Annotated in this window: 19 protein-coding genes; 7 read left to right on the top strand and 12 right to left on the bottom strand. The window is 72.9% G+C overall.

Features of this window, described 5'->3' with window-relative positions; translation table 11 throughout:
• Nucleotides 1–66 precede the first annotated feature (66 nt).
• The 4 genes from FKN01_RS17175 to FKN01_RS17160 all read right to left on the bottom strand — a co-directional run bounded on the left by FKN01_RS17175 (nucleotide 67) and on the right by FKN01_RS17160 (nucleotide 8761).
• Nucleotides 67–1701 (bottom strand): serine/threonine-protein kinase, encoded by a 1635-nt coding sequence (locus tag FKN01_RS17175; protein ID WP_260696920.1) that lies wholly within the window; start codon nucleotides 1699–1701, stop codon nucleotides 67–69.
• Between the two features lie 106 nt (nucleotides 1702–1807).
• Nucleotides 1808–4747, bottom strand: a complete 2940-nt coding sequence (locus tag FKN01_RS17170; protein ID WP_143621353.1) for a protein kinase — start codon at nucleotides 4745–4747, stop codon at nucleotides 1808–1810.
• Nucleotides 4748–4960: 213 nt separating this feature from the next.
• On the bottom strand, nucleotides 4961–6886 hold the full coding sequence (locus FKN01_RS17165) for a serine/threonine-protein kinase (protein WP_143621350.1): 1926 nt from the start codon (nucleotides 6884–6886) through the stop codon (nucleotides 4961–4963).
• Nucleotides 6887–7051: 165 nt separating this feature from the next.
• The gene (locus tag FKN01_RS17160; protein WP_143621347.1) at nucleotides 7052–8761 is read right to left on the bottom strand and encodes a glycerol-3-phosphate dehydrogenase/oxidase; all 1710 of its coding nucleotides are present in this window, start codon (nucleotides 8759–8761) and stop codon (nucleotides 7052–7054) included.
• Nucleotides 8762–9008: 247 nt separating this feature from the next.
• Here FKN01_RS17160 and FKN01_RS17155 point away from each other — a divergent pair, with 247 nt between their 5' ends.
• Both FKN01_RS17155 and FKN01_RS17150 read left to right on the top strand, forming a co-directional pair.
• The gene (locus FKN01_RS17155) at nucleotides 9009–10271 is read left to right on the top strand and encodes a nucleotide sugar dehydrogenase (RefSeq protein WP_143621344.1); all 1263 of its coding nucleotides are present in this window, start codon (nucleotides 9009–9011) and stop codon (nucleotides 10269–10271) included.
• Nucleotides 10272–10394: 123 nt separating this feature from the next.
• Nucleotides 10395–10955: a hypothetical protein gene (locus FKN01_RS17150; RefSeq protein ID WP_143621341.1), complete on the top strand. Its 561-nt coding sequence runs from the start codon at nucleotides 10395–10397 to the stop codon at nucleotides 10953–10955.
• 80 nt (nucleotides 10956–11035) lie between these two features.
• Here the strand turns inward: FKN01_RS17150 and FKN01_RS17145 are convergent, their stop codons facing one another.
• The 4 genes from FKN01_RS17145 to FKN01_RS17130 form a co-directional block, all read right to left on the bottom strand.
• Nucleotides 11036–12160, bottom strand: coding sequence for a GuaB3 family IMP dehydrogenase-related protein (locus tag FKN01_RS17145; RefSeq protein ID WP_018101158.1), 1125 nt, complete (start codon nucleotides 12158–12160; stop codon nucleotides 11036–11038).
• 105 nt (nucleotides 12161–12265) lie between these two features.
• The gene (guaB, locus tag FKN01_RS17140; protein WP_143621338.1) at nucleotides 12266–13768 is read right to left on the bottom strand and encodes an IMP dehydrogenase; all 1503 of its coding nucleotides are present in this window, start codon (nucleotides 13766–13768) and stop codon (nucleotides 12266–12268) included.
• Nucleotides 13769–13927: 159 nt separating this feature from the next.
• Nucleotides 13928–14503: a sigma-70 family RNA polymerase sigma factor gene (locus FKN01_RS17135; protein WP_143621336.1), complete on the bottom strand. Its 576-nt coding sequence runs from the start codon at nucleotides 14501–14503 to the stop codon at nucleotides 13928–13930.
• Between the two features lie 248 nt (nucleotides 14504–14751).
• Entirely contained in the window at nucleotides 14752–15363 is a 612-nt protein-coding gene (locus FKN01_RS17130) for a response regulator transcription factor (RefSeq protein WP_003948568.1), read from the bottom strand.
• Between the two features lie 426 nt (nucleotides 15364–15789).
• On the opposite strand from FKN01_RS17130, the gene FKN01_RS17125 reads away from it, so the two are divergent.
• Nucleotides 15790–16116 (top strand): WhiB family transcriptional regulator, encoded by a 327-nt coding sequence (locus FKN01_RS17125; RefSeq protein WP_143621333.1) that lies wholly within the window; start codon nucleotides 15790–15792, stop codon nucleotides 16114–16116.
• Nucleotides 16117–16211: 95 nt separating this feature from the next.
• On the opposite strand, the gene FKN01_RS17120 is transcribed toward FKN01_RS17125, so the two are convergent.
• On the bottom strand, nucleotides 16212–17138 hold the full coding sequence (locus tag FKN01_RS17120; protein WP_143621330.1) for a LysR family transcriptional regulator: 927 nt from the start codon (nucleotides 17136–17138) through the stop codon (nucleotides 16212–16214).
• Nucleotides 17139–17228: 90 nt separating this feature from the next.
• Here FKN01_RS17120 and FKN01_RS17115 point away from each other — a divergent pair, with 90 nt between their 5' ends.
• The 3 genes from FKN01_RS17115 to FKN01_RS17105 all read left to right on the top strand — a co-directional run bounded on the left by FKN01_RS17115 (nucleotide 17229) and on the right by FKN01_RS17105 (nucleotide 19882).
• Nucleotides 17229–17900, top strand: a complete 672-nt coding sequence (locus tag FKN01_RS17115; RefSeq protein ID WP_185992870.1) for an MOSC domain-containing protein — start codon at nucleotides 17229–17231, stop codon at nucleotides 17898–17900.
• Between the two features lie 53 nt (nucleotides 17901–17953).
• Nucleotides 17954–18727 carry an SDR family oxidoreductase gene (locus FKN01_RS17110; protein ID WP_143621324.1) on the top strand — a complete coding sequence of 258 codons (774 nt, stop codon included), beginning with the start codon at nucleotides 17954–17956 and terminating at the stop codon, nucleotides 18725–18727.
• 114 nt (nucleotides 18728–18841) lie between these two features.
• The gene (locus FKN01_RS17105) at nucleotides 18842–19882 is read left to right on the top strand and encodes a hydroxyacid dehydrogenase (protein WP_143621322.1); all 1041 of its coding nucleotides are present in this window, start codon (nucleotides 18842–18844) and stop codon (nucleotides 19880–19882) included.
• 66 nt (nucleotides 19883–19948) lie between these two features.
• On the opposite strand, the gene groL is transcribed toward FKN01_RS17105, so the two are convergent.
• Nucleotides 19949–21574: a chaperonin GroEL gene (groL, locus tag FKN01_RS17100; protein WP_143621319.1), complete on the bottom strand. Its 1626-nt coding sequence runs from the start codon at nucleotides 21572–21574 to the stop codon at nucleotides 19949–19951.
• Nucleotides 21575–21678: 104 nt separating this feature from the next.
• The gene (groES, locus tag FKN01_RS17095) at nucleotides 21679–21987 is read right to left on the bottom strand and encodes a co-chaperone GroES (RefSeq protein WP_018101172.1); all 309 of its coding nucleotides are present in this window, start codon (nucleotides 21985–21987) and stop codon (nucleotides 21679–21681) included.
• A 304-nt stretch (nucleotides 21988–22291) separates the two neighbouring features.
• Between groES and FKN01_RS17090 the strand changes: the two genes are divergently transcribed.
• Nucleotides 22292–22708, top strand: a complete 417-nt coding sequence (locus FKN01_RS17090) for a DUF6234 family protein (RefSeq protein WP_260696919.1) — start codon at nucleotides 22292–22294, stop codon at nucleotides 22706–22708.
• Here the strand turns inward: FKN01_RS17090 and FKN01_RS17085 are convergent.
• Entirely contained in the window at nucleotides 22699–23673 is a 975-nt protein-coding gene (locus FKN01_RS17085; RefSeq protein WP_398932626.1) for a polysaccharide deacetylase family protein, read from the bottom strand. The genes FKN01_RS17090 and FKN01_RS17085 overlap by 10 nt on opposite strands.
• Nucleotides 23674–23750: the final 77 nt, after the last annotated feature.

The following is a 23750-nucleotide window of genomic DNA, read 5'->3' as shown; positions in this document are numbered from 1 at the left end:
CTCAGCCAGTGATCACTGGCGGCATAAGTCCTGATCAGGGTCTATGGCTCGCCCCGGAGGCCGGCGCTACTGCTCGGCCGGGGGGCGCCAGCTGCGGAGGATCGCGTTGAAGCGGTCGCGGGTCTCGTCCCAGTCGTCCGCCGGGCCGGTCATGTAGAGCGCGTACTCCGGGCCGCCGTCCCGCGCCAGGTACATCTGGTCGATCGCGTGCCGCGCCTCGCCGTTCTTCTCGGTCCAGGTGAACTCCCAGAGGGACCCGACGAGGTCGCGGTAGACGTTGCTGTTCAGCTCGATCCGCTCGTACTCCGGCAGCCGGGTGCTCAGCTGCGCCTCCAGCCCGATCATGTGGTCGTAGGGGTGGTCGTAGTCGGGGGACGGGTCGACGCTGACCCGGAAGTAGTGCCTGCCGCCGTCGGGGGTGTAGTCGATGTTGTTGTCGGTGACCACGCGCTTCCACCCCTCCGGCAGCAGCACGCTGAACCCGGACGGGTCGACGACGCGCCGCCAGCCGTCCGGCACGTCCTGGGTCACGGTGCTCGCCGTGGGCGTCGGGCTCGGGGTCGGCGTGACCGGCCCGGGGGTGCGGGTGCCGTGCGAGGCCGTGCCGGCGTCCTTGGTGCCGGCCGCCTCCGTGCGGTGCGCGTACAGCATCGCGGCGATCCCCGCGCCGCCGCCGAGCACCGCGGCCAGGGCGAGGACCAGGACCGTCGTGCGCCACCGGCCGCGGCGGGCGGCCGGGGCGGGCGCCGGCCCGGGCGAGGGCGGCACGGCGGGCCCCGGCCGGGGCAGCACGGCGGTGCCCCCGCGCAGCATCTCCTCGGAGACCTGCTGCGTCGGGACGAACGCCTGGGCGGCCCGGGGCGTGCGGCCCTCCATGGCCTCCAGGAGCATCCGCTCGGTCTCCTCCGCCGACGGGCGGTCCTCCGGGGCCTTGCGCAGCAGCGCGGTGATGACGGGGGCGAGCGCCCCGGCCCGGGCGGGCGGCGGCGGCTCCTCGGTGACGACGGCCTGCATGGTCGATATGGGGGACGTCCGACGGAACGGCGAACGCCCCTCCACGGCCGTGTACAGCGTGGCGCCCAGGGACCAGAGGTCGGAGGCGGGGCCCGGGTCGCCGCCGCGTACCCGCTCGGGGGCCAGGTAGTCGATGGAGCCGACGAGTTCACCGGTCCTGGTGATGGTGGAGTCGCCCTCGATCGCGGCGATCCCGAAGTCGGTGAGCAGGACCCGGCCGTCCCGGGCGAGCAGCACGTTGCCCGGCTTCACGTCACGGTGCAGCACCCCGGCCCCGTGCGCGGCGCGCAGCGCGCCCAGCACGTGCAGCCCGATGCGGGCGGCATCGCGGGCCTCGATCTCGCCGCCGGACTCCTTCGCCCGGTCGGCGAGCGACGGCCCGTCCACGTACTGCATGACGATCCAGGGCCGGTTGTCGTACTCGACCACGTCATGGACGGTGACGACGCCGGGGTGGGTGATCCGGGCGGCGGCGCGGGCCTCCTTCTGGGTCCGGGCGTGCAGCACGACCCGGTCCGACTCGGCCACGTACAGCCCGGCGGTCAGCTCCTTGACGGCCACCGTGCGGTGCAGCACCTCGTCATGGGCGCGCCACACCTTCCCCATGCCGCCGCGTCCGAGGACGTCGCCCAACCGGTACCTCCCGGCCAGCAACAGCCCCGCTTCCGTGCCCTGTGATCGGTCCACCTGTGTCCCCGCCCCCGTTGCCTCGGATGACAGGTTACGGAGCGGACGCGCGGCCACGGAACCTCGCATCGCCCACGAGACCGCACTGTGACGCGGATTTCGCCTTTCAGTCCGTCACTCGGTAGGAAACGCTGGCCTGTTGGTAGATCTCGGTGATCCGGTCGCGTTCGTCCTCGGGGCCGATGACCTGGAGGATGTGGTACCGCCCGCCGACGAGCATGACGAGGTTGCGGACGTACACCTCACGGCCGTTGGCGTCCTGCCAGGTGAACTGCCCCTCGGCCATGGCCTGTCGGCCGACGTCCGTACGCCGCAGGCCGCTCGCCGACGACCAGCTGGAGTCCCTGAACGGCTTGAGCTCCGGCTCCTTGTCGCGCTGGTAGTCGAGCGGATCGCTGCCGTTGGCCTTGGCGGTGTCGCGGCCGGGGACGATCAGCACGCTGAACCCGTCGCTGCCGTAGCGGATCTGACGCTCGGCGTTTGCGGGGCTGCGCTGCCATCCCTTGGGCAGCCCGACCTCGAAGCCCTCGGCGTCCTTGCGCAGCGTGTACCCGGGCGCGAGCGCCGCGGCGGACCGGCTGGTCTGCGGCTGCTGCGCCCCGGACGAGGCCGGCGCGGACGGCTTCCGCGACGCGCTCGCGGTGGGCTCGGGCGTCGTGGACGCGGGGGGCGCGGAGGCGGTACGGGAGGGGGCGGCGGCGCCCTTGCCGTCCTCCTCGCCGGACTTGGGCATGAACAGCACCGCGTACGCGATCGCCGCGACGAGCCCCAGCATGATCAGGATCAGCAGCGTCCGGCCGAGCCGGCGCGGCTGGTCGCCCTGCCGCGGCGTGCGGGGCTCGCGGGGCTCGCGGCGTTCCCGGGGCTCGCGGGGCGGCTTCAGCCGGGGTTCGCGGTGGACGACGGCGGTGGGGTCCACGGCCTCGCGGGGGTGACGGCCGCGCGCGTGCGTCCCTCCGCCGCGCCGGGAGCGCCGCTTGCGGACGAGCTCGCCGCGCCTGCGGACGACGGGGAGCCGGGTGGCGTCCTCGGCGGGCAGCGGCACGACGTCGAACCCGGCCTCCGGCTCCGGCGCCGACCGTACGAGGGAGCGCAGCCAGCCGCTCAGCTCCTCGACGTCCGGCCGCTCGGTGGGGTCCTGCCGCAGCAGCGACTCCACGACCGGGCGCAGCGGCCCGCACTCCTCTGCGAACGCGGGCGGTTCGCCGCACACCATCTGGACCAGCTCGGCCGCGCTGTCCTCGGGGTAGGGCGCGTGCCCCTGTACGGCGCGGAAGAGCAGCGCGCCGAGGGCCCACAGGTCGGTGGCGGGCCCGATGGGCGGCGCCAGCTGCCAGTTTCCGTGGACGGGCCCGGCCTGCTCGGGCGCCCACCGCTCGGTGACCGCCCCGACGACGGCGATCCGCGCCTGCCGCGCCCGCTCGGCGGCGAGCGCGGTGGCGGGCCCCCGGTACGCGGACGCGCCGGGCGTCTCGTCGTCCTCGTCGTCCCAGCGGCCGGTGCGGGCGTCGGGCCGGGGCGCCTCGGGGCCGTACGCCTCCCGGCCGGAGGGCGGCAGCCCGGCGCGGGCACCCGGGGCGGCGCCGCGGCGCGCGGCGTCGGCGCGGAGCGCGTCGTCGCGGGAGCCGCCCGCGGGCACGGGGCGCCCGGCGGCGGGCCCGTCGTCCCAGGTGCCGGTGAGGTGGAGGCGGCGGGGCGGCGGACCGTCGTCCTCCTCGTCGTCGTCCTCGTCGTCGTAGGGGTGGGCGTCGTACGGCCCCGGCGCGTCCGGGTCGCGCACCCAGCCGCCGGGCAGCTGCGGCAGCTCGGGGCGAGGGCGCCCCGAGGCACCGGGGCGATGCCCCCCGTCCGGACCGCCGTCGTACGCGCCATACGCCTCGTCACGCGCGGGCGGCAACGCGCTCCAGGGCTCGGCTCCATCACCCTGAGGACGCCCCGAGGCACCGGGGCGAGGCCCCTCGCCCGGACCGTCGTCGTACGCGCCACGCGCCTCGTCACGCGCGGGCGGCAACGCACTCCAGGGCTCGCCTCCGTCGCCCCGGGGGCGCCCCGAGGCGCCGGGGCCCGACGGCGCGGTGTCCCGCGTCCAGTCGTCCCGTGCCCACTCGTCCCGGTCCGGCGGCGCCTCCCGGCGGGCGGCGGCGCGGGTGCCCGCGCGGTACGCGGCGATCGCGCCGGCCCGGGCGCGCGCGGCGGTGTCCGCCCCGGCGGCGGGCCCGGGCAGCCCGGCGGGCGGCACCGGCCGGGGCGCCGGGTCCCCGGCGGGTTCTTCGTCGGGGTGTTCGTCGGGGTCTTCGTCGGGGTGTTCGTCGGCTGGTTCGTCCGAGCCGTACGGGCCGCCGGGCTCGATCGCCGCCGGGCCCCGGGAGGCGGGCAGCAGGCCGGCGGGCGGCACATACGGTCCGGTGGGGCCGGTCTCGACGGCGGGGCCGCCGAAGCCGTCCTCGTCCGGCTCGTCGTCGTCGGGGCGCGGCACCGGGCTGTAGCCGCACAGCGCCTCCTCGGCCGCCCCGGCGGCGAGCCCGGTCAGGACGACGCGTCCGTCGTCGCAGACGAGCACCGTGCGCGCGGTGATGTTGCGGTGGGTCCAGCCGTGCGCGTGCAGCACGCGCAGCGCGGTGAGCACGTCGGAGCCGATCTCGGCGGCCCGGTACGGATTCAGCGGGCGCTCCGCGAGCAGCGCGGCGAGCGGGCGGGACGCGACGAGTTCGCTCACTATCCAGAGCGAGCCCGCCTCCGCGAACACGTCGAACACCTGGTCAAGGCGCGGATGGTCGGGCACCTGGGCCGCCGCCTGGGCGGCCTCGACGGCGCGCCGCACGGCCGGATCGGCGGGCCGCCTGGCGGTGTGCGGCGCGGCGGACGTCCGGCCGTCGCCCTCCACGAACTCCGCGTCCACCACCTCGGGCAGCGGCACCTGACGGACCAGCACCTCCTGCCCGCTGTAGGTGTCGAAGGCCCGCGTCTCCACGAGTTCGTACGCGTCGGACGGGGGCAGCGGAAGGCGGTAGCGGTCGGCGAGCACCCGACCCGCGTAGTCGTCCACGACGCCTCCCCAGAGCGCGCTGTCCCCCGGTCACTGAGACCGCACCGAATCGGTCAGTCGAATCGGTCAATCACAGTCGCTTGCGGTGCGATTGGCCGTGCGTTTCGGCTGCGTACGGTCTCCGGACTCTCACCATACGTGGCAAGCGGCGACCGCGCGGCAGGGTCGGCGCAACCAGCGGTCCCAGCGCGCCGACTCCCGCCGCCGGACGGCTCAGTCCACGGGCTCGAACGAGGCGAACGCCGCCTTCCGCAGCGTCCGGCACTCCTTGCCGTCCCACTCGTCGGCCTTGCAGCTGATCATGATGGCGTAACCGTGGTCGTCGTCGGCCTTGAAGCCTCGGTTGAGCACCCGGACCCGCTGCCCCTGCTGGGTGCGCTCGAACTGCCAGTCGGCGACCGTCGGATAGCCGTTGTACTGCACCTTCTGGATGCCCAGGTGGTGGTAGTCCGTGCTGGTGGCGGCGACCCCGCCCCGGGCGGAGTTCCACGAGGCGGCGGCGTCGTTGCCGGGCGAGGAGGTGTAGTCGACCTGGAGGCGGGGGAAGCCGCCCTTCGCGTTGTAGATCGCGCCGGCGCCCTGGCCGGAGGTGGTGTCGAAGCGGAAGCCCTTGGGCATCGCGATGGAGAAGTGGAACCGCTCGTTGGTCACCGTGCGGTAGCCGGCGGGGACGGCGTCCTCGGCCTTGCCGTCCTTCTTCCCGTCCTCGCCCTCCTTCTCCGCGTCGTCGCCCTGCCCCTTGCCCTTGTCCTCGTCCTGGCCGGGGTCCTGCGCCTTGCCGCCCTCGCCCTGCGCGGCGTCGGACGAGGTGGAGGAGGCGTCGGCGCTCGGCGTCGTGGCGGAGGCGCCGGTGCTCTTCCCGCCGGAGTCGTCGGGCTTGTCGTCGCCGCCGCCGAGCGTGAGCGCCAGCACCACGCCGAGGACCGCGAGCACGACGACCGCCGCGATGATCGCGAGGGTGCGGCGCGGGACCACGTCCGTGAGCGACGCGCGGGTCGCGGTGACCGGCGAGGAGGCCGGGCGCTGCGGCGGCACGGCCCCGGCGGGGGACGCGGCGCCGGGCGCGGAGGCCGCCGGCCGGGCCGGTGCGGGCGGCGTCGTGACGGGGGCGGCGGACGCGCCGGCGGCGGGCGTCTTGGCGTTGCGCACGGAGCGCAGCGCGCCGCGCAGCCGGTCGCGGGTGCCCTCGCCCGCGTCACCGGAGGCGGGCTCGGCGGCGGCGCCCTTGGGCAGCGCCATGACCTGGGTGGCGTCGGCGGGGGCCGGGGCGGGGCGCTCCGGCTGCTCGAAGGAGCTGATGACGTCGTTGAGCAGGGCGCGCGCGCCGGCGTCGTCCAGCCGCTGCTCGGGGTCCCGGGTGAGCAGGCCGTAGATGACCTCCTTCAGCGGGCCCGCGTTCTTCGGCGGGTCCAGGGGTTCGGTCATGACGGCGGTCAGGGTCGCGATGGCGGAGCCCTTGTCGTACGGCGGGGAGCCCTCGACGCTCGCGTACAGCAGGCCGCCCAGCGACCACAGGTCGGCGGGCGGTCCCGGCTTGTGGCCGCGTGCCCGCTCCGGCGAGATGTAGGAGGGGGCGCCGACGAGCATGCCGGTGGAGGTCACCGAGGGGTCGCCCTCGACCTGGGCGATCCCGAAGTCCGTCAGCACGACGCGGCCGTCCTCGGCGATCAGCACGTTGGACGGCTTCACGTCGCGGTGCAGGATGCCCTCGCGGTGCGCGGAGCGCAGCACGTCGAGGAGGGCGAGGCCGATCTCGGCGGCCCGTTTCGGCGTCAGGACGCCGTCCTCGCGGACCGCTTCGGCCAGCGACTTGCCTTCGATGAGCTCCATGACGATCCACGGCCGGTCGTCCTCGTCCACCACGTCGTAGACCGTGACCGCGCCGTTGTTCCGGATGCGCGCGATCGCCTTGGCCTCACGCAGCGTACGCGTGATGAGGCGGCGCTTCTCGTCCTCGTCGATGGCCGACGGGAACCGCAGCTCCTTGACCGCCACCGTGCGGCCCAGGGTCTCGTCAACGGCACGCCAGACCGTACCCATACCGCCCCGGCCGAGCACCTCCCCCAGCCGGTACCGCCCCGCCAGGAGACGTCCGTCCGTGTCCCCTTGGGGCTCCCGTGCCTGCTCCGCCTCCGACATGCGTCCCCTCTGCGATCAACCCGCCCTGGCAGAGCGTTCATTGTCCCTCACCCCGGCACCGGTCCCGGTGCCGGGTCCGGGTGGCGGGTCCCGGTGCCGCTCCCGGCACGCTGGAACCGCGCCCGTGCCCGGCGGAGTTCGGCCCGGGCCGGGGCTGAGGGCGGGTCACAGCAGCGGCACGATGTCCGGTGCTCCCAGCCTCGCCGCGTCCGCCGTCAGGTCGTCCGGCTGGCGCTGCGACTCGCGTTCCGCCTCCACCCGCTTCTCGTAGTGCTCGACCTCGCGGTCGACCCGGCCGGCGTCCCAGCCGAGGACCGGCGCCATCAGCTCGGCGCAGAGCCGGGCGGAGCGGGTGCCCCGGTCGAAGGTCTCGATGGAGATCCGGGTGCGCCGGGTCATGACGTCGTCCAGGTGACGCGCCCCCTCGTGCGAGGCGGCGTACACGATCTCGGCCTTCAGATAGTCGTCGGCGGCCGGCAGCGGATCGCCCAGGGCAGGATCGGCGGCGATCAGCTCAAGGATCTCCTCGGTCATCGAGCCGTACCGGTTGAGCAGGTGCTCCACCCGGGCGACGTGGAGTCCGGTGCGGGCGGCGATCCTGGCGCGCGCGTTCCACAGGGCGCGGTAGCCCTCGGCGCCCAGCAGCGGGATGTCCTCGGTGACGCAGTCGGCGACCCGCTGGTCGAGGGCGTGCACCGCCTCGTCCACGGCGTCCTTGGCCATCACCCGGTACGTCGTGTACTTGCCGCCCGCGACGACGACGAGGCCCGGCACCGGGTGGGCGACGGTGTGCTCGCGCGACAGCTTGCTGGTGGCGTCCGACTCGCCGGCCAGCAGGGGCCGCAGGCCCGCGTACACCCCCTCGACGTCGTCCCTGGTCAGCGGCGTCGACAGGACCGCGTTCACATGTTCCAGCAGGTAGTCGATGTCGGCGCTGGAGGCCGCCGGGTGCGCCTTGTCCAGGTCCCAGTCGGTGTCCGTGGTGCCGACGATCCAGTGCCGGCCCCAGGGGATGACGAAGAGCACGGACTTCTCGGTGCGCAGGATCAGGCCGGTCGAGGAGTGGATGCGGTCCTTGGGGACGACCAGGTGGATGCCCTTGGACGCCCGCACGTGGAACTGGCCGCGCTCGCCGATCAGCGACTGGGTGTCGTCCGTCCACACCCCGGTCGCGTTGACCACCTGTTTGGCCCTGACCTCGTACGCGCCGCCCGCCTCGACGTCCTCCACCCGGGCGCCGACGACACGCTCCCCCTCCCGGAGGAAGCCGGTCACCCGCGCCCGGTTCGCCACGTGCGCGCCGTACGCGGAGGCGGTGCGCACCAGGGTGGCGACATAGCGGGCGTCGTCCATCTGGGCGTCGTAGTACTGCAGGGCCCCCACCAGGGCGTCCCGCTTCAGGGCCGGTGCGACGCGCAGGGCCCGGCGGCGGGAGAGGTGGCGGTGCACGGGCAGGCCCCGGCCGTGCCCGGAGGAGACCGACATCGCGTCGTACAGCGCGACGCCGGAACCGGCGTACAGCCGCTCCCAGCCCTTGTGCCGCAAGGGATAGAGGAAGGGCACCGGCTTCACCAGATGCGGGGCGAGCCGTTCGAGGAGCAGCCCGCGCTCCTTCAGCGCCTCCCGCACGAGGGCGAAGTCGAGCATCTCCAGATAGCGCAGGCCGCCGTGGATCAGCTTGCTCGACCTGCTCGACGTGCCGGACGCCCAGTCGCGCGCCTCGACCAGACCGGTCGAGAGCCCTCTGGTGACCGCGTCCAGCGCCGTACCGGCACCGACCACGCCCGCTCCCACGACCAGCACGTCCAGTTCGCGCTCGGCCATGGCGGCGAGCGCCTCGGCGCGCTCCGCGGGTCCCAGTGTCGCTGTCCTCACCGCTGCCTCCCGGTTGCTCGGGGTGGTCCGGCACGGATCGCGGCCCCGACCATGCGTTCGGCGCCCGTGCCCACAGATCGATTCTGTCCGCGCCGCGCGACTTCAGCCACCGCCTGTGGACAACACCCGGACGACAAGGGCCACACAATGCGGCATAACGGTCATATTTACGCCTAACCTGACATAGCGCTGTCCACAGCGGTTGCGCTTTCTGCCTCCTGGTCTTAAGGGAAGGACGGCCCACCCAGTGCCTGCAGACCTCGCCGTCATCGGACTCGGTCACCTCGGCCTGCCCCTGGCCCAGGCCGCCGTCCACGCCGGTGTCCAGACCATCGGCTACGACACCGACCCCCGGGCCTTCGCGGAGGTCGCCGCGGGCCGTGCGCCGGTCGAGGGATCGCTGCCGGCGTCCGACATCCGCCGCATGCTCTCGCTGGGCTTCCGGCCCACCACCGACCAGGCCGAGCTGGGCCGCGTCCGCACCGCCGTGATCTGCGCGCCCACCCCGCTCGGCCCGGACCGCACCCTCGACCTGAGCGCCGTCGCCGACGCGGCCCGCGCCCTGGCCGCCCGGCTGCGCCCGCACACCACCGTGCTCCTGGAATCGGCCGTGCCGCCCGGCACCACGGAGGGCTTCCTGCTCCCGATCCTGGAGGAGGGCTCGGGGCTGCGCGGCGGACGCGACTTCCACCTCGCGCACTCCCCCAGCCGGCTCGACCCCGGCAACCGCACCCACGTCTACGCCAACACCCCCAAGGTCATCGGCGGCCTCACCCCCGCCTGCACCGAGTCGGCCGCCGCCTTCTACGGGCGGCTCACCGACAAGGTGGTCCGGGCCCGGGGCACCCGCGAGGCCGAGATGACGAAGGTCCTGGAGACCAACTTCCGGTACGTCAACATCGCCCTGGTCAACGAGATGGCGGTGCTCTGCCACGACCTGGGCGTCGACCTCTGGGACGTCATCCGGTGCGCCGAGACCAAGCCCTTCGGCTTCCAGCCCTTCCGCCCGGGCCCCGGCGTCGGCGGCCACGGCGCCCCGGTCGACCCGGGCCATCTCCCGTACCACCACCGCACCCCCGGCCCCCCGCTGCGGATGGTCTCGCTGGCGCAGGAGATCAACGAGCGGATGCCGCAGTACGTGATCCAGCGCTGCGCCACCCTCCTCAACGAACACGGGAAGGCGGTGCGCGGCGCGAGAATCCTTCTGCTGGGCGTCACCTACAAGCCCGACCTCGCCGACCAGGAGGCGTCCCCCGCCCGCGAGATCGCCGCCCGGCTGATGGACATGGGAGCCCAGATCGGCTTCCACGACCCGCACGTCCTGGACTGGCGCGTCCGCCAACTCCCCGTCCCCCGCGCCGATTCGCTCTACGAGGCGGCGGCCGGCGCGGACCTCACGGTGCTGCTCCAGCACCACCGCACGTACGACCTCCAGGGCCTCGCCGTGAAGGCGCAACTGCTCCTGGACACCCGTGGCGCGACCCCCGCCGGAGCCGCCCACCGGCTCTGATGACGGGCCCTCAGCCCAGTCACCCCAAGGATTTCGGTGGGCCGATGTCGGAACCGGCTGCTAGCCTGCGGCGTCACTCCTCGCACAGCAGTGCGTGAGAACGTCCCAGGGGGAGAACCCAGCATGAGCCAGTCCGTACCACCGCCGAACCAGCCCTACGGCGGCCAGCCCGAGGGCGGCAACCCGTTCGCCGGCCAGCAGCCCGGCAACCCGTTCGCCGGCCAGCAGCCCGGCGCGCCGTTCGGCGGCGGCCCCGCGCCGTTCACCCCGGCCCCTCCGGCGCGGAACAATGTGGCGCTCGGTGTCGCCGCGGCCGTGGTCGCGGCCGTCGTCGCCGCAGCGATCTACGGCGCGATCATCGGCGCCACCAAGCACGAGATCGGTTACGCGGCCGTGGGCGTAGGCTTCGTCGTCGGCTTCGCCTCGGGCAAGCTCGGCGGGCGCAACCCGGTCCTGCCGGTCCTCAGCGCCGTCCTCTCGCTGGTCGCCGTCTACTTCGGCCAGCTTCTCGGCGAGGCGATGATCGCGGCCAAGGAGACCCCGCTCACGGTCTCCGAGATCTTCTTCGACCACTTCAGCCTGCTGAACGATGTGTGGAAGGAAGACTCGGACTTCCTGACGTACGTCTTCTTCGCCATCGCGGCGATCGCCGCGTTCTCCGGCGCCAAGAAGGCCGCCGACTAGTCCCGGCCCACCCACCGCGACACCCCGGAGGGCCCGGACCGCCATCGCGGTCCGGGCCCTCCGGCGTGCGTACGGGAAACTCAGCGGCGGTGCTGCGAGTCCGCCACCGTCACCTCGACGCGCTGGAACTCCTTGAGGTCGCTGTAGCCCGTGGTGGCCATCGCGCGGCGCAGCGCGCCGAAGATGTTCATCGAGCCGTCCGGGGTGTGCGAGGGGCCGGTCAGGACCTCCTCGGTCGTCCCGACCGAGCCCAGGTCCACCAGCTTGCCGCGCGGCACGTCCTCGTGGACGGCCTCCATGCCCCAGTGCCGGCCCCGGCCCGGCGCGTCCGTCGCGCGGGCCAGCGGGGAGCCCATCATCACGGCGTCCGCGCCGCAGGCGATGGCCTTCGGCAGGTCGCCGGACCAGCCGACGCCGCCGTCCGCGATGACGTGCACGTAACGGCCGCCGGACTCGTCCATGTAGTCGCGGCGGGCACCGGCCACGTCGGCGACGGCGGTCGCCATCGGGACCTGGATGCCGAACACGTTGCGCGTGGTGTGCGCGGCGCCACCGCCGAAGCCGACGAGGACACCGGCCGCGCCGGTCCGCATCAGGTGCAGGGCCGCGGTGTAGGTGGCGCAGCCGCCGACGATCACCGGGACGTCCAGCTCGTAGATGAACTGCTTCAGGTTCAGCGGCTCGGCCGCGCCGGAGACGTGCTCGGCGGAGACCGTGGTGCCCCGGATGACGAAGATGTCCACGCCCGCGTCGACCACGGCCTTGGAGAACTGGGCGGTGCGCTGCGGGGAGAGCGCGGCGGCGGTGACGACGCCGGAGTCGCGCACCTCCTTGATGCGCTGCCCGATCAGCTCCTCCTGGATGGGCGCGGAGTAGATCTCCTGGAGCCGGCGGGTGGCCGTCTCGACGGGCATCTCGGCGATCTCGTCGAGCAGCGGCTGCGGGTCCTCGTGCCGGGTCCACAGCCCTTCCAGGTTGAGGACGCCGAGGCCGCCGAGCTCACCGATGCGGATGGCGTGCTGCGGGGACACCACGGAGTCCATGGGGGCGGCCAGGAACGGCAGCTCGAAGCGGTAGGCGTCGATCTGCCAGGCGATCGAGACCTCCTTCGGGTCGCGGGTCCGGCGGCTCGGGACGACGGCGATGTCGTCGAATGCGTATGCCCGGCGGCCGCGCTTGCCGCGCCCGATCTCGATCTCAGTCACGATGATGTGGCCTTTCCCTCTGCGTCTGCGCTGTCCAGTATCCCCGACACATGGGTGAGGGGCGGTCCCGGGAACCCCGGACCGCCCCTCACCTGCGCCGTCGCGCTACTTCTTGCTGTAGTTCGGTGCTTCGACCGTCATCTGGATGTCGTGCGGGTGGCTCTCCTTGAGGCCCGCCGAGGTGATCCGCACGAAGCGGCCCTTGCTCTCCATCTCGTCCACGGTCGCGGCGCCCACGTAGCCCATGGTCTGGCGGAGGCCGCCGACGAGCTGGTGCAGCACGTTGGCGAGGGGACCGCGGTAGGGCACCTGGCCCTCGATGCCCTCGGGGACGAGCTTGTCGTCCGAGGCGACCTCGGCCTGGAAGTACCGGTCCTTGGAGTAGGAGCGGCCCTGGCCCCGGGACTGCATCGCGCCCAGCGAGCCCATGCCCCGGTACGACTTGAACTGCTTGCCGTTGATGAACAGCAGCTCGCCCGGGGACTCCTCGCAGCCCGCGAGGAGCGAGCCCAGCATCACGCTGTCGGCGCCGGCGGCGAGCGCCTTGCCGATGTCGCCCGAATACTGCAGGCCGCCGTCGCCGATGACCGGGACGCCCGCCGCGCGGGCGGCCAGCGCGGCCTCGTAGATCGCGGTGACCTGCGGGACGCCGATGCCGGCGACGACGCGGGTGGTGCAGATGGAGCCGGGGCCGACGCCGACCTTGACGCCGTCCACGCCGGCGTCGATCAGGGCCTGGGCGCCGTCGCGGGTCGCCACGTTGCCGCCGATGACGTCGATGCCCACGGCCGACTTGATCTTGGACATCCAGTTCAGCGCGTTGCTGTTGTGGCCGTGCGAGGTGTCCACGATGAGGAAGTCGACGCCCGCCGCCGCCAGCGCCTGGGCGCGGTCCAGCGCCTCGGGGCTGGCGCCCACGGCGGCACCGACGAGCAGCCGGCCGTCGGCGTCCTTGGCCGCGTTCGGGTACTGCTCGGCCTTCTTGAAGTCCTTGACCGTGATGAGGCCCTTGAGGAGGCCCGCCTCGTCCACCAGGGGCAGCTTCTCGATCTTGTGGCGGCGCAGCAGCTCCATGGCGTCCACGCCGGAGATGCCGACCTTGCCGGTGACCAGCGGCATCGGCGTCATGACCTCGCGCACCTGGCGGGAGCGGTCCGACTCGAACGCCATGTCGCGGTTGGTCACGATGCCGAGCAGCTTGCCCGCCGGGTCGGTGACCGGGACACCGCTGATCCGGAACTTCGCGCAGAGCGCGTCCGCCTCGGCGAGCGTGGCGTCCGGGCCGACCGTGATCGGGTCGCTGACCATGCCGGACTCGGACCGCTTGACCAGGTCGACCTGGTTGACCTGGTCCTCGACCGAGAGATTGCGGTGCAGTACGCCGACGCCGCCCTGGCGGGCCATCGCGATGGCCATGCGGGCCTCGGTGACCTTGTCCATGGCGGCGGACAGCAGCGGGATGTTGACGCGGACGTTGCGCGAGATGAGCGTCGAGGTGTCGACCGCGTTGGGCAGCACTTCGGATGCGCCCGGCAGCAACAGCACGTCGTCGTATGTCAGCCCGAGCGTCGCGAATTTCTCGGGCACTCCGTCGACGTTTGCAGTCATGACACCTTCCCCAAATGGCCTTGATCGGTGCGGATGTCCATGCTAACGGCCTCGGGAGGCGTCTCATTCCACGAGCAAGATCACCCGCTGTTTCTGTAGCTTTCTACCGCTGTGGCGTACGGCTCCGAGGCGCCCGGCCCACCGCTCGGCTCACCGCTCTCACTGCTCGGCGAGGGCGCGGAGCCGGCTCAGCGCCCGGTGCTGGGCGACCCGGACGGCGCCCGGGGACATGCCGAGCATCTGCCCGGTCTCCTCGGCGGTCAGCCCGACGGCGACGCGCAGCACGAGGAGTTCGCGCTGGTTCTCCGGGAGGTTGGCCAGGAGCTTCTTGGCCCAGGCGGCGTCGCTGCTGAGCAGCGCGCGCTCCTCGGGGCCGAGCGAGTCGTCGGGGCGCTCCGGCATCTCGTCGGAGGGCACGGCGGTCGAGCCGGGGTGCCGCATGGCGGCACGCTGGAGGTCGGCCACCTTGTGACCGGCGATGGCGAAGACGAAGGCTTCGAAGGGCCGGCCCGTGTCCTTGTAGCGCGGCAGCGCCATGAGGACGGCGACGCAGACCTCCTGCGCCAGGTCCTCCACGAAGTGGCGGGCGTCACCGGGCAGCCGGTTCAGCCGGGACCGGCAGTAGCGCAGGGCGAGGGGGTGGACGTGGGCCAGCAGGTCGTGGGTGGCCTGCGCGTCGCCCTCGACGGCGCGGTGCACCAGACCACCGATCACCGTCGTCCCGTCCTCGCGCATCGAACCATGGTGCCCCGGCCCCGCCTCATCCGCGGCACCGCGTCCGTAGTTGTGCACCGAAGCGTTATGAGCGGGTGCGCCGGAAGTCATGTCCTGCGCCCTCCCCTTCCGCTCGACCGAATCGTTCCCGAGGAACTCCACCTCTCAAGGATGCGGCATCGGCCGGGAAGCGTCACATACCGCCCGATCGGCGGGGTACGGCCCGCACCGCACCCCCCGGACCCGGGCCCGCGGGCCCGGGCCGACCGTCAGCGCACCAGGCCCCACCGGAAGCCCAGGGCCACCGCGTGGGCGCGGTCCGAGGCACCGAGCTTCTTGAAGAGCCGCCGGGCGTGCGTCTTCACCGTGTCCTCGGAGAGGAACAGCTCGCGGCCGATCTCCGCGTTGGAGCGGCCGTGGCTCATCCCCTCCAGCACCTGGATCTCACGCGCCGTGAGCGTGGGCGCCGCCCCCATCTCGGCCGACCGCAGCCGGCGCGGGGCGAGCCGCCACGTCGGATCGGCCAGCGCCTGGGTCACCGTCGCCCGGAGCTCGGCCCGGGAGGCGTCCTTGTGCAGATAGCCGCGGGCACCGGCGGCGACCGCGAGCGCGACGCCGTCCAGGTCCTCCGCGACGGTCAGCATGATGATCCGGGCACCGGGGTCGGCGGAGAGCAGCCGCCGGACCGTCTCCACCCCCCCGAGCCCGGGCATGCGTACGTCCATGAGAATCAGATCCGAACGGTCGGCGCCCCAGCGGCGGAGGACTTCCTCGCCGTTGGCGGCCGTCGTCACACGCTCGACGCCGGGCACGGTCGCGACCGCGCGACGGAGCGCTTCTCGGGCAAGCGGGGAGTCGTCGCAGACGAGGACGGAAGTCATGACCGTCCTCCGCAGCTGATGCGCGTCACCTTGAGCCTCCAGGCTGTTACAAGTCGTCACCTGTGCGGTTGACGCTCTCGGACATCTGCCCGATCGCTCTTTCTGCCAACCGCCTCCGCACTCTCAACGATGGTCACTCGAAAGAGTTACGGGTCGGAAGACCGAGTTCGGCACTCTACGTGAGTGCGCGCTCACAGAGCAGAGCGCCACGGGTCGTCCAGTCGTCAACCGAAACTTTTGGCGGCTCCGTGCCCCATTTAGCGGGATTTCTTCCCTTTTGGTGGTGTCTGTGGCTAGATTCGCAATCAGTCATATTTACATCTACTAACACCGTAGATGTACGGTCTTGTACACGGTCATCGGACGAGCACCCACCCACGACGAACACGACGTTTCCGACCCAGCACGGTTTCGAGGGGACAAGCAATGGCCGATTTCTCCCGACTTCCCGGACCCAACGCCGATCTGTGGGACTGGCAGCTGCTGGCGGCCTGCCGAGGGGTCGACAGCTCGCTCTTCTTCCATCCCGAGGGGGAACGCGGGGCCGCCCGGAGCGCCCGCGAGACCTCCGCGAAGGAGGTCTGCATGCGGTGCCCCGTACGCGCGGAGTGCGCGGCGCACGCGCTGGCCGTCCGTGAGCCCTACGGGGTGTGGGGCGGGCTGACCGAGGACGAGCGCGAGGAGCTGATGGGGCGGGCGCGCAATCGGCTGGTCACCGCCGCCGCGCCGGCGCCGCCGCCGGGGGACGGCTGACCGTCACCGCGCGTACCAGGGAAGAAACGTTTCTTCACCCCACCGCCCCATCCCGCCCCTTCCCGGAAGCGGGGCTCCGCCCCGGACCCCGCGCCTCAGACGCCGGCGGGGCCGGATGACGCGGCGGGGTCGGATGCGGCCGCCGCCAGTGCCAGCTGGTCCAGGGTGGCCGCCACCGCCGGGACCCTGGCCAGGTCCGGCAGGGTCAGGGCGACGATCTCGCGCTCGATGGCCGGCACCACCGTGAGGGTCCTGGCCCCTCGGGGGCGTACCGACTCGATGGCCAGCGCCGGCAGCACGGCGACCCCCAGGCCCGCGCCGACCAGGCCGATCACCGCCGGGTAGTCGTCGGTGGCGAAGTCGATGCGCGGGGTGAACCCGGCCTCCTCGCACACCTCCACCAGTTGCCTGCGGCACCGGGGGCACCCGGCGATCCAGGACTCCCCGGCGAGTTCCGCGATGCCGGCCTCGTCCCGGTCCGCCAGGGCGTGCCCCTCGGGCACGAGGCCCGTGAGCCGGTCGGTGAGCAGGGGGCGGACCACCAGGTCGTCCCATTCGGCGCCCGGGTCCCCGTAGCGGAAGGCGAGGGCGATGTCGCAGTCGCCGTCGCGCAGCATCTCCACCGACCGGGGCGGCTCGGCCTCCACGAGGGAGACCCGGGTGCCGGGGTGGGCGGCGCGGAGCGCGGCGAGGGCGCCCGGGACCAGGGACGAGCTGCCGCTCGGGAACGACACGAGCCGGACCCGGCCGGCCCGCAGTCCGGCGATCGCGGCGACCTCCTCCTCGGCGGCGGTGAGCCCCGCGAGGATGCCGGAGGCGTGCCGCACCAGCGCCTCGCCCGCCTCCGTCAGCCGCATCTCACGGCCGGTCCGGATGAGCAGCGTGGTCCCCGCCGAGGACTCCAGGGCCTTCATCTGCTGGCTGACGGCGGGCTGGGTGCAGCCCAGCTCCCGGGCGGCGGCGGAGAAGGAGCCGGTGGCGGCGACGGCGCGCAGGACGCGGAGGTGGCGGGCTTCGATCACCCCTCCAGCATAAGCAACGCTTGGGGTGAGGGCGAAGTATCGAGGTGTGGCTTTGGGCCACTCTTTGGATACCGTGCCGGTATGACCGCGATGACTGTGCTGACCGTGAACGCGGGGCGTCCCACGGCGGCGTCCTACACCGATGCCCCGGGCGGCAGGACCGGTATCGACAAGCGGCCCGTCGACGGGCCCGTGCGGGTGTCCGACCCCGGGCCCAGGGGTGCGGGCGGCAGCGGTCTCGCCGGGGACGCGGTGTGCGACCTGCGCCACCACGGCGGCTCCGACCAGGCGGTGTACGCCTTCGCCCGCGAGGACCTGGACGCCTGGGAACGGGAGCTGGGCCGCGCGCTGCCCAACGGCTCGTTCGGCGAGAACCTGACCACGGCGGGGCTGCCGGTCGGCGAGGCCCTGATCGGTGAGCGCTGGCGGATCGGCGGGGAGCTGGTCCTGGAGGTCGCCTCGGGCCGCGTCCCGTGCCGTACGTTCCAGGGGCATCTCGGCGAGGCCCGCTGGGTGAAGCGGTTCACGGAGGCGGCGGCCCCGGGGGCGTATCTGCGGGTGATCACTCCCGGGTTCGTCCGGGCGGGCGACCCGGTCGAGATCGTGCACCGGCCGGACCACGAGGTGACGGTGGAGCTGCAGTTCCGGGCCGTGACGACCCGCCGTGACCTGCTGCCGCTGCTCCTCCCGGCCGGCGAGGCGCTGACCCCGTCGACGCTGCGCAAGGCGCGCGCGTACGCGGCGGAGCTCACCGCTTCCTGAGCCACCCGGGAGCACCGGGAAACGCCGTTCCCGGATGCTCTACCGTGCCGCGTATGACGACTGCACTGATCACGGGCGCGACGGCGGGCATCGGTGCCGCCTTCGCCCGGCGGCTCGCCGCCGACGGGTACGACCTGGTCCTGGTGGCCCGGGACGCGGAGCGGCTGCGCGAGCAGGCGACCGAACTGCACGACCGGCACGGCATCGAGGCCGAGGTGCTGCGGGCCGACCTGTCCGACGACAAGGGCATCCGCGCGGTCGAGGAACGCCTCGGGGACGCCCGGCGCCCGGTCGACCTGCTGGTGAACAACGCGGGCTTCGGCAACAAGGGGCGCTATCTGGAGGTCCCGATGGCCGACGAGCTGGCGATGCTGAAGGTGCACTGCGAGGCGGTGCTGCGGCTGACCTCGGCGGCGGCGGCCTCGATGCGGGAGCGCGGCCGGGGCGGCATCGTCAACGTGGCCTCGGTCGCCGCGTTCGTGCCGCGCGGCACCTACGGCGCCTCGAAGGCGTGGGTCGTGCAGTTCAGCCAGGGCGCGGCGAAGGACCTGGCCGGGTCCGGGGTGCGGCTGATGGCGCTGTGCCCGGGCTTCGTGCGTACGGAGTTCCACCAGCGGGCCGGGATGGGCACGGGCAACATCCCGGGCTGGATGTGGCTCGACGCGGACAAGCTGGTGAGCGCGGCGCTCGCGGACCTGGCGCGCGGCAAGTCCGTGTCGATCCCGGACCCGCGCTACAAGGTGCTGATGGGCGCGGTGAAGCTGGCCCCGCGCGGCCTGCTCGGCGGACTGACCTCGCGCACGGGCCGCAAGTACGGGCCGCAGTAGCGGGGTTGCTCCGCGCCGGGACCCGTCTGTGTGCCGATGCCGGGGGCGGGCGGCGGTGCCGGCGGTCCTGGCACCGCCGCACGGGGTGGCGCCTTCGGGTACTACAACTCACTCATGCGCACGCAACCCACGACAGTTCGCAGCTCCCGGCCGTCCGTCCTGCTCGCGATGGGCCCGGACATCCACGACCGCCTCTTCGCGCCCCGCCACCGCGACCGGCTCGCCGCCCTCGCCCGTACGGACCCGGGCCTCGTCGCCCACGACCTGGCCGGCCCCGACCCCCGCGTCGCCGCCGCGCTCGCCGGGGCGGAGGTCCTGTTCACCTGCTGGGGCGCCACCCCGCTCACCGAACGGGTCCTCGCCGCCGCGCCCCGCCTGAAGGCGGTGATCCACGCGGCCGGCTCCGTCAAGCACCACATCACCGACGCCTGCTGGGAGCGCGGCCTCGCCGTCTCCTCGGCGGCCGGGGCCAACGCCCTGCCGGTGGCGGAGTACACCCTGGCCACGATCCTGCTGGCCAACAAGCGCGTCCCGCACTCCGCCCGCGTCTACCGCGAGGTCCGCGCCGCCCACGACTGGCGCGCCGAGCTGGACGGCGCCGGCAACTACCGCCGCACGGTGGGCATCGTCGGCGCCTCCCGCATCGGCCGCCGCGTCATCGAGCTGCTCCGCCCCTTCGACCTGGCGGTCCTGCTGCACGACCCCTTCGTCACCGCGTCCGAGGCGGCGCGCCTCGGCGTCGAACCGGTCGCCCTGGACGAGCTGTGCGCCCGCGCCGACACCGTCTCCGTGCACGCCCCCCAGCTCCCCGGGACCCACCACATGATCGGCGCCCGCCAGCTGGCCCTGATGCGGACCGGCTCGACGCTGATCAACACGGCCCGGGGCTCCCTGATCGACGAGGCGGCCCTGCTGCGCGAGCTGGTCCCGGGCCGCCTGCACGCCGTACTCGACGTGACGGACCCCGAAGTCCCGCCCGCCGACTCCCCGTTGTACGACCTGCCGAACGTCCTGCTGACCCCGCATGTGGCGGGCTCCCTCGGCAACGAACTGCACCGGATGACCGACCACGCCCTGGACGAACTGGAACGCTACGCCCAGGGCCGCCCGTTCGCGGAGCCGGTGCACCCGGCGGCGCTGAACCGATCGGCATAGCCGACGAAAAGGCCCGGCCCCCTCGGGGGAGCCGGGCCTTCACCGCTTCAGGCGGTCAGCCGTGCGTCAGTGCGAGTGGCCGTGGCCGTGGCCCGCGGCCTCCGGCTCCTCCTCGGCCGGCTTCTCGACGACCAGGGTCTCGGTCGTGAGCAGCAGCGACGCGATGGACGCGGCGTTCTCCAGGGCGGAGCGGGTGACCTTGACCGGGTCGATGACGCCGGCCTTGACCAGGTCGCCGTACTCGCCGGTGGCGGCGTTGAAGCCCTGGCCCTTGTCGAGCTCGGCGACCTTCGAGGTGATGACGTAGCCCTCGAGGCCGGCGTTCTCGGCGATCCAGCGCAGCGGCTCGACGGCGGCGCGGCGGACGACCGCGACACCGGTGGCCTCGTCGCCGGTCTTGTCGAGGTTGCCCTCGAGGACCTTGACGGCGTGGACGATGGCGGAGCCACCACCGGAGACGATGCCCTCCTCGACCGCGGCGCGGGTCGCGGAGATGGCGTCCTCCAGACGGTGCTTCTTCTCCTTGAGCTCGACCTCGGTGGCGGCACCGACGCGGATCACGCAGACCCCGCCGGCCAGCTTCGCCAGGCGCTCCTGGAGCTTCTCGCGGTCCCAGTCGGAGTCCGTGGCCTCGATCTCGGCCTTGATCTGGTTGACGCGGCCGGTGACCTCGTCGGCCTTGCCGCCGCCGTCGACGATGGTGGTGTCGTCCTTGGTGACGGTCACGCGGCGGGCGGTGCCCAGCACGTCCAGACCGGCCTGGTCGAGCTTGAGGCCGACCTCCTCGGCGATGACGGTCGCACCGGTGAGGGTGGCGATGTCGCCGAGCATGGCCTTGCGGCGGTCACCGAAGCCCGGCGCCTTGACGGCGACGGCGTTGAACGTGCCGCGGATCTTGTTGACGACCAGGGTCGACAGGGCCTCGCCCTCGACGTCCTCGGCGATGATCAGCAGCGGCTTGGAGCCACCGGCCTGGATGACCTTCTCCAGGAGCGGCAGCAGCTCCTGGATCGAGCCGATCTTGCCCTGGTGGATCAGGATGTACGGGTCGTCGAGGACGGCCTCCATGCGCTCCTGGTCGGTCACCATGTACGGGGAGAGGTAGCCCTTGTCGAAGGCCATGCCCTCGGTGAAGTCGAGGTCCAGGCCGAAGGTGTTGGACTCCTCGACGGTGATGACACCGTCCTTGCCGACCTTGTCCATCGCGTCCGCGATGAGCTCGCCGACCTGCGGGTCCTGCGCGGAGAGCGCGGCGACGGCGGCGATGTCGGACTTGTCGTCGATCGGGCGGGCGGTCGCGAGGAGCTCCTCGGACACGGCCTTGACCGCGGCGTCGATGCCCTTCTTCAGGGCGGCCGGGGAGGCGCCGGCGGCGACGTTGCGCAGACCCTCGCGGACGAGCGCCTGGGCCAGGACGGTGGCGGTGGTGGTGCCGTCACCCGCGACGTCGTTGGTCTTGGTGGCGACCTCCTTCACCAGCTGGGCACCCAGGTTCTCGTACGGGTCGTCGAGCTCGACCTCGCGCGCGATGGTGACACCGTCGTTGGTGATGGTGGGGGCACCGAACTTCTTGTCGATGACGACGTTGCGGCCCTTGGGGCCGATCGTCACCTTGACCGTGTCGGCAAGCTTGTTGACGCCGCGCTCAAGGGCGCGACGGGCGTCCTCGTCGAACTTCAGGATCTTCGCCATGGAGCTGAACTGTCCTCTCACAAAACAAGAACCGCGCCCCTAGCCGCCCGGCTGGTTATTTCGCAGGGGGCCAGGGGCGCGGAACAGAAGCAAACGTGGGTGAATTACTTCTCGATGATCGCGAGCACGTCGCGCGCCGAGAGGACGAGGTACTCCTCGCCGTTGTACTTCACCTCGGTGCCGCCGTACTTGCTGTACAGCACGACATCGCCGGTCTTGACGTCGAGCGGCAGGCGCTCGCCGTTCTCGAAGCGGCCCGGGCCCACGGCCAGGACGACGCCCTCCTGGGGCTTCTCCTTGGCGGTGTCCGGGATAACCAGGCCGGAGGCCGTGGTCTGCTCGGCGTCGAGCGGCTGGACCACGATGCGGTCCTCGAGCGGCTTGATCGCAACCTTGGAGCTGGCGGTCGACACGATCCGGTCTCCCCCTTCGGAGATCTCACGGGGTTTAACAGTCTTTGGGGTGGCGACCAGGTGAGCCCGTCGTCGCGGGTGCCGGACCTGCCGGTCGCACAGTACTGCTGGCACTCTCCACTGGGGAGTGCCAGAACCGAGACTATGACCGCGATTAGCACTCGGTCAAGCGGAGTGCCAATTCACGCCCCTCGTGGCGTACCCGCCGGCCCCCCGGCCCCGTACGGCTGCGGCCGTGCAACGTTCCGGACACCGTCGGGACAACGCCGGGGCCGCCCGGGCCGTTCCGGTGGACGGTGGCGGCATGCGCATACGAACCTCCGGCCCGGACCGCCCGGCCCCCTCGCGCCCCGGGCCGGTGCTGACCGGCTGCCTGGACGTGGTGCTCGGGGTGCTCCTCATCGCGCTGGAGGCGGTGATCGGCGCGATGCTCCTGTACGTGTACACCGGCTCCGATCCCCGGCCGCCGAGCCCGGACACGGCGGAGGCCGGACCGCCCGGGATGGACTGGTCCGGCACTCTCGTCCTCGCCGCCGTCACCGCGGCGGCCTGTGTGATCGCGGCGGTGCTGCTGCGCCACGGGCTGCCGATCGCGGGCGTCGTCCAGCTGATCGGCGTATGCCTGCTGCTGGTTCTCACGCTGACGGCCTGGCACCGCGCCCACGAGGACGCGCACCCGGAGCCGGGGGCCGCCCGCGCGTACGCCGCCTCCTATACGTAGTCCTCCAGGCGGGCCACGGCGTAACCCTGGTCCGTGACGACCTTCATGACGGACCTGACCAGGTCGGGCATGCTCCCCTTCCAGTCCTCCTTGCCGCGGAAGTGCGTGAGGATGATGTCGCCCGGGTGCAGCTTCCGGTCCTCCTCGCGCCACTCCATGCGGTCGGGGAACGCCTCCGCCGCCCACAGCGGTACGGCGGTGATGCCGCAGGACTTGGCGACCTTCAGCGTGTCGGTGTTGTAGTTGCCGTACGGCGGCCGGAAGAGCCGGGGCCGCTTGCCGAACTGCTCCTGGAGGATGTCCTGCTGGCCGCAGATCTCGCGCTTCTGCTCGTCGTGCGAGAGGCCCGGCAGATAGCGGTGGTTGAGCGTGTGGTTGCTGAGCACCGTCCCGCGCGACTGGGCGTCCTTGAAGTACGTGTAGTCGTCGCGCACCAGGTAGTCGCTGAGGAAGGCGCTGTACGGGATGTTCAGCTCCGACATCATCTTCAGCAGCTCGGGGTCCTTGTCGTCCCCGTCGTCCATCGTCAGGAAGACGACCTTGTCCGTGGTGGGGACCCGGGTGAAGACCGGCGGCAGCGAGTCGTCCTGGCCCTCCACCTCGAAGCCCTTGCGGGTGGTGAGGGGCGGCTTCTTCGCGGGCGGTACGGGCGCCGCGAGCGGCGTGCCCGCCAGGCCCCACTTCTTGGCGGCGACCGCGCGGGCGGCCTGCGCCAGCTTGGCCCGCTCCGCCTGCGCCGCGCGGGTACCGAGCGCCCCGGCCGCCGGCTCCGCCTGCGGGCCCGCCTGGCCGGCCTGGGCCTTCGCGCTCCGGGCGGCGGTGTCCGGGTCGTCCCCGGCCGCGCAGCCGGACGCGGCGGCGGCGACCAGGAGCGCGGCGAGGACCGCGTAACCCGGTCTGCGCCGCAGGCCGCCCCGCACCCGCCGCCACCCGCCCGTCACCGCACCCGGTTCACACCCATTCATGACCAATTTGTCCTTTTGTCGTACTGGCTGCATGGCGCCGGATCCTGCCAGTACGTGACGGGGCATCGGCTCCGACA

It is taken from the genome of Streptomyces sp. 130, assembly GCF_007096885.1.
Lineage (GTDB): Bacteria > Actinomycetota > Actinomycetes > Streptomycetales > Streptomycetaceae > Streptomyces.
This window is presented reverse-complemented; position numbering and strand designations above follow the sequence as displayed.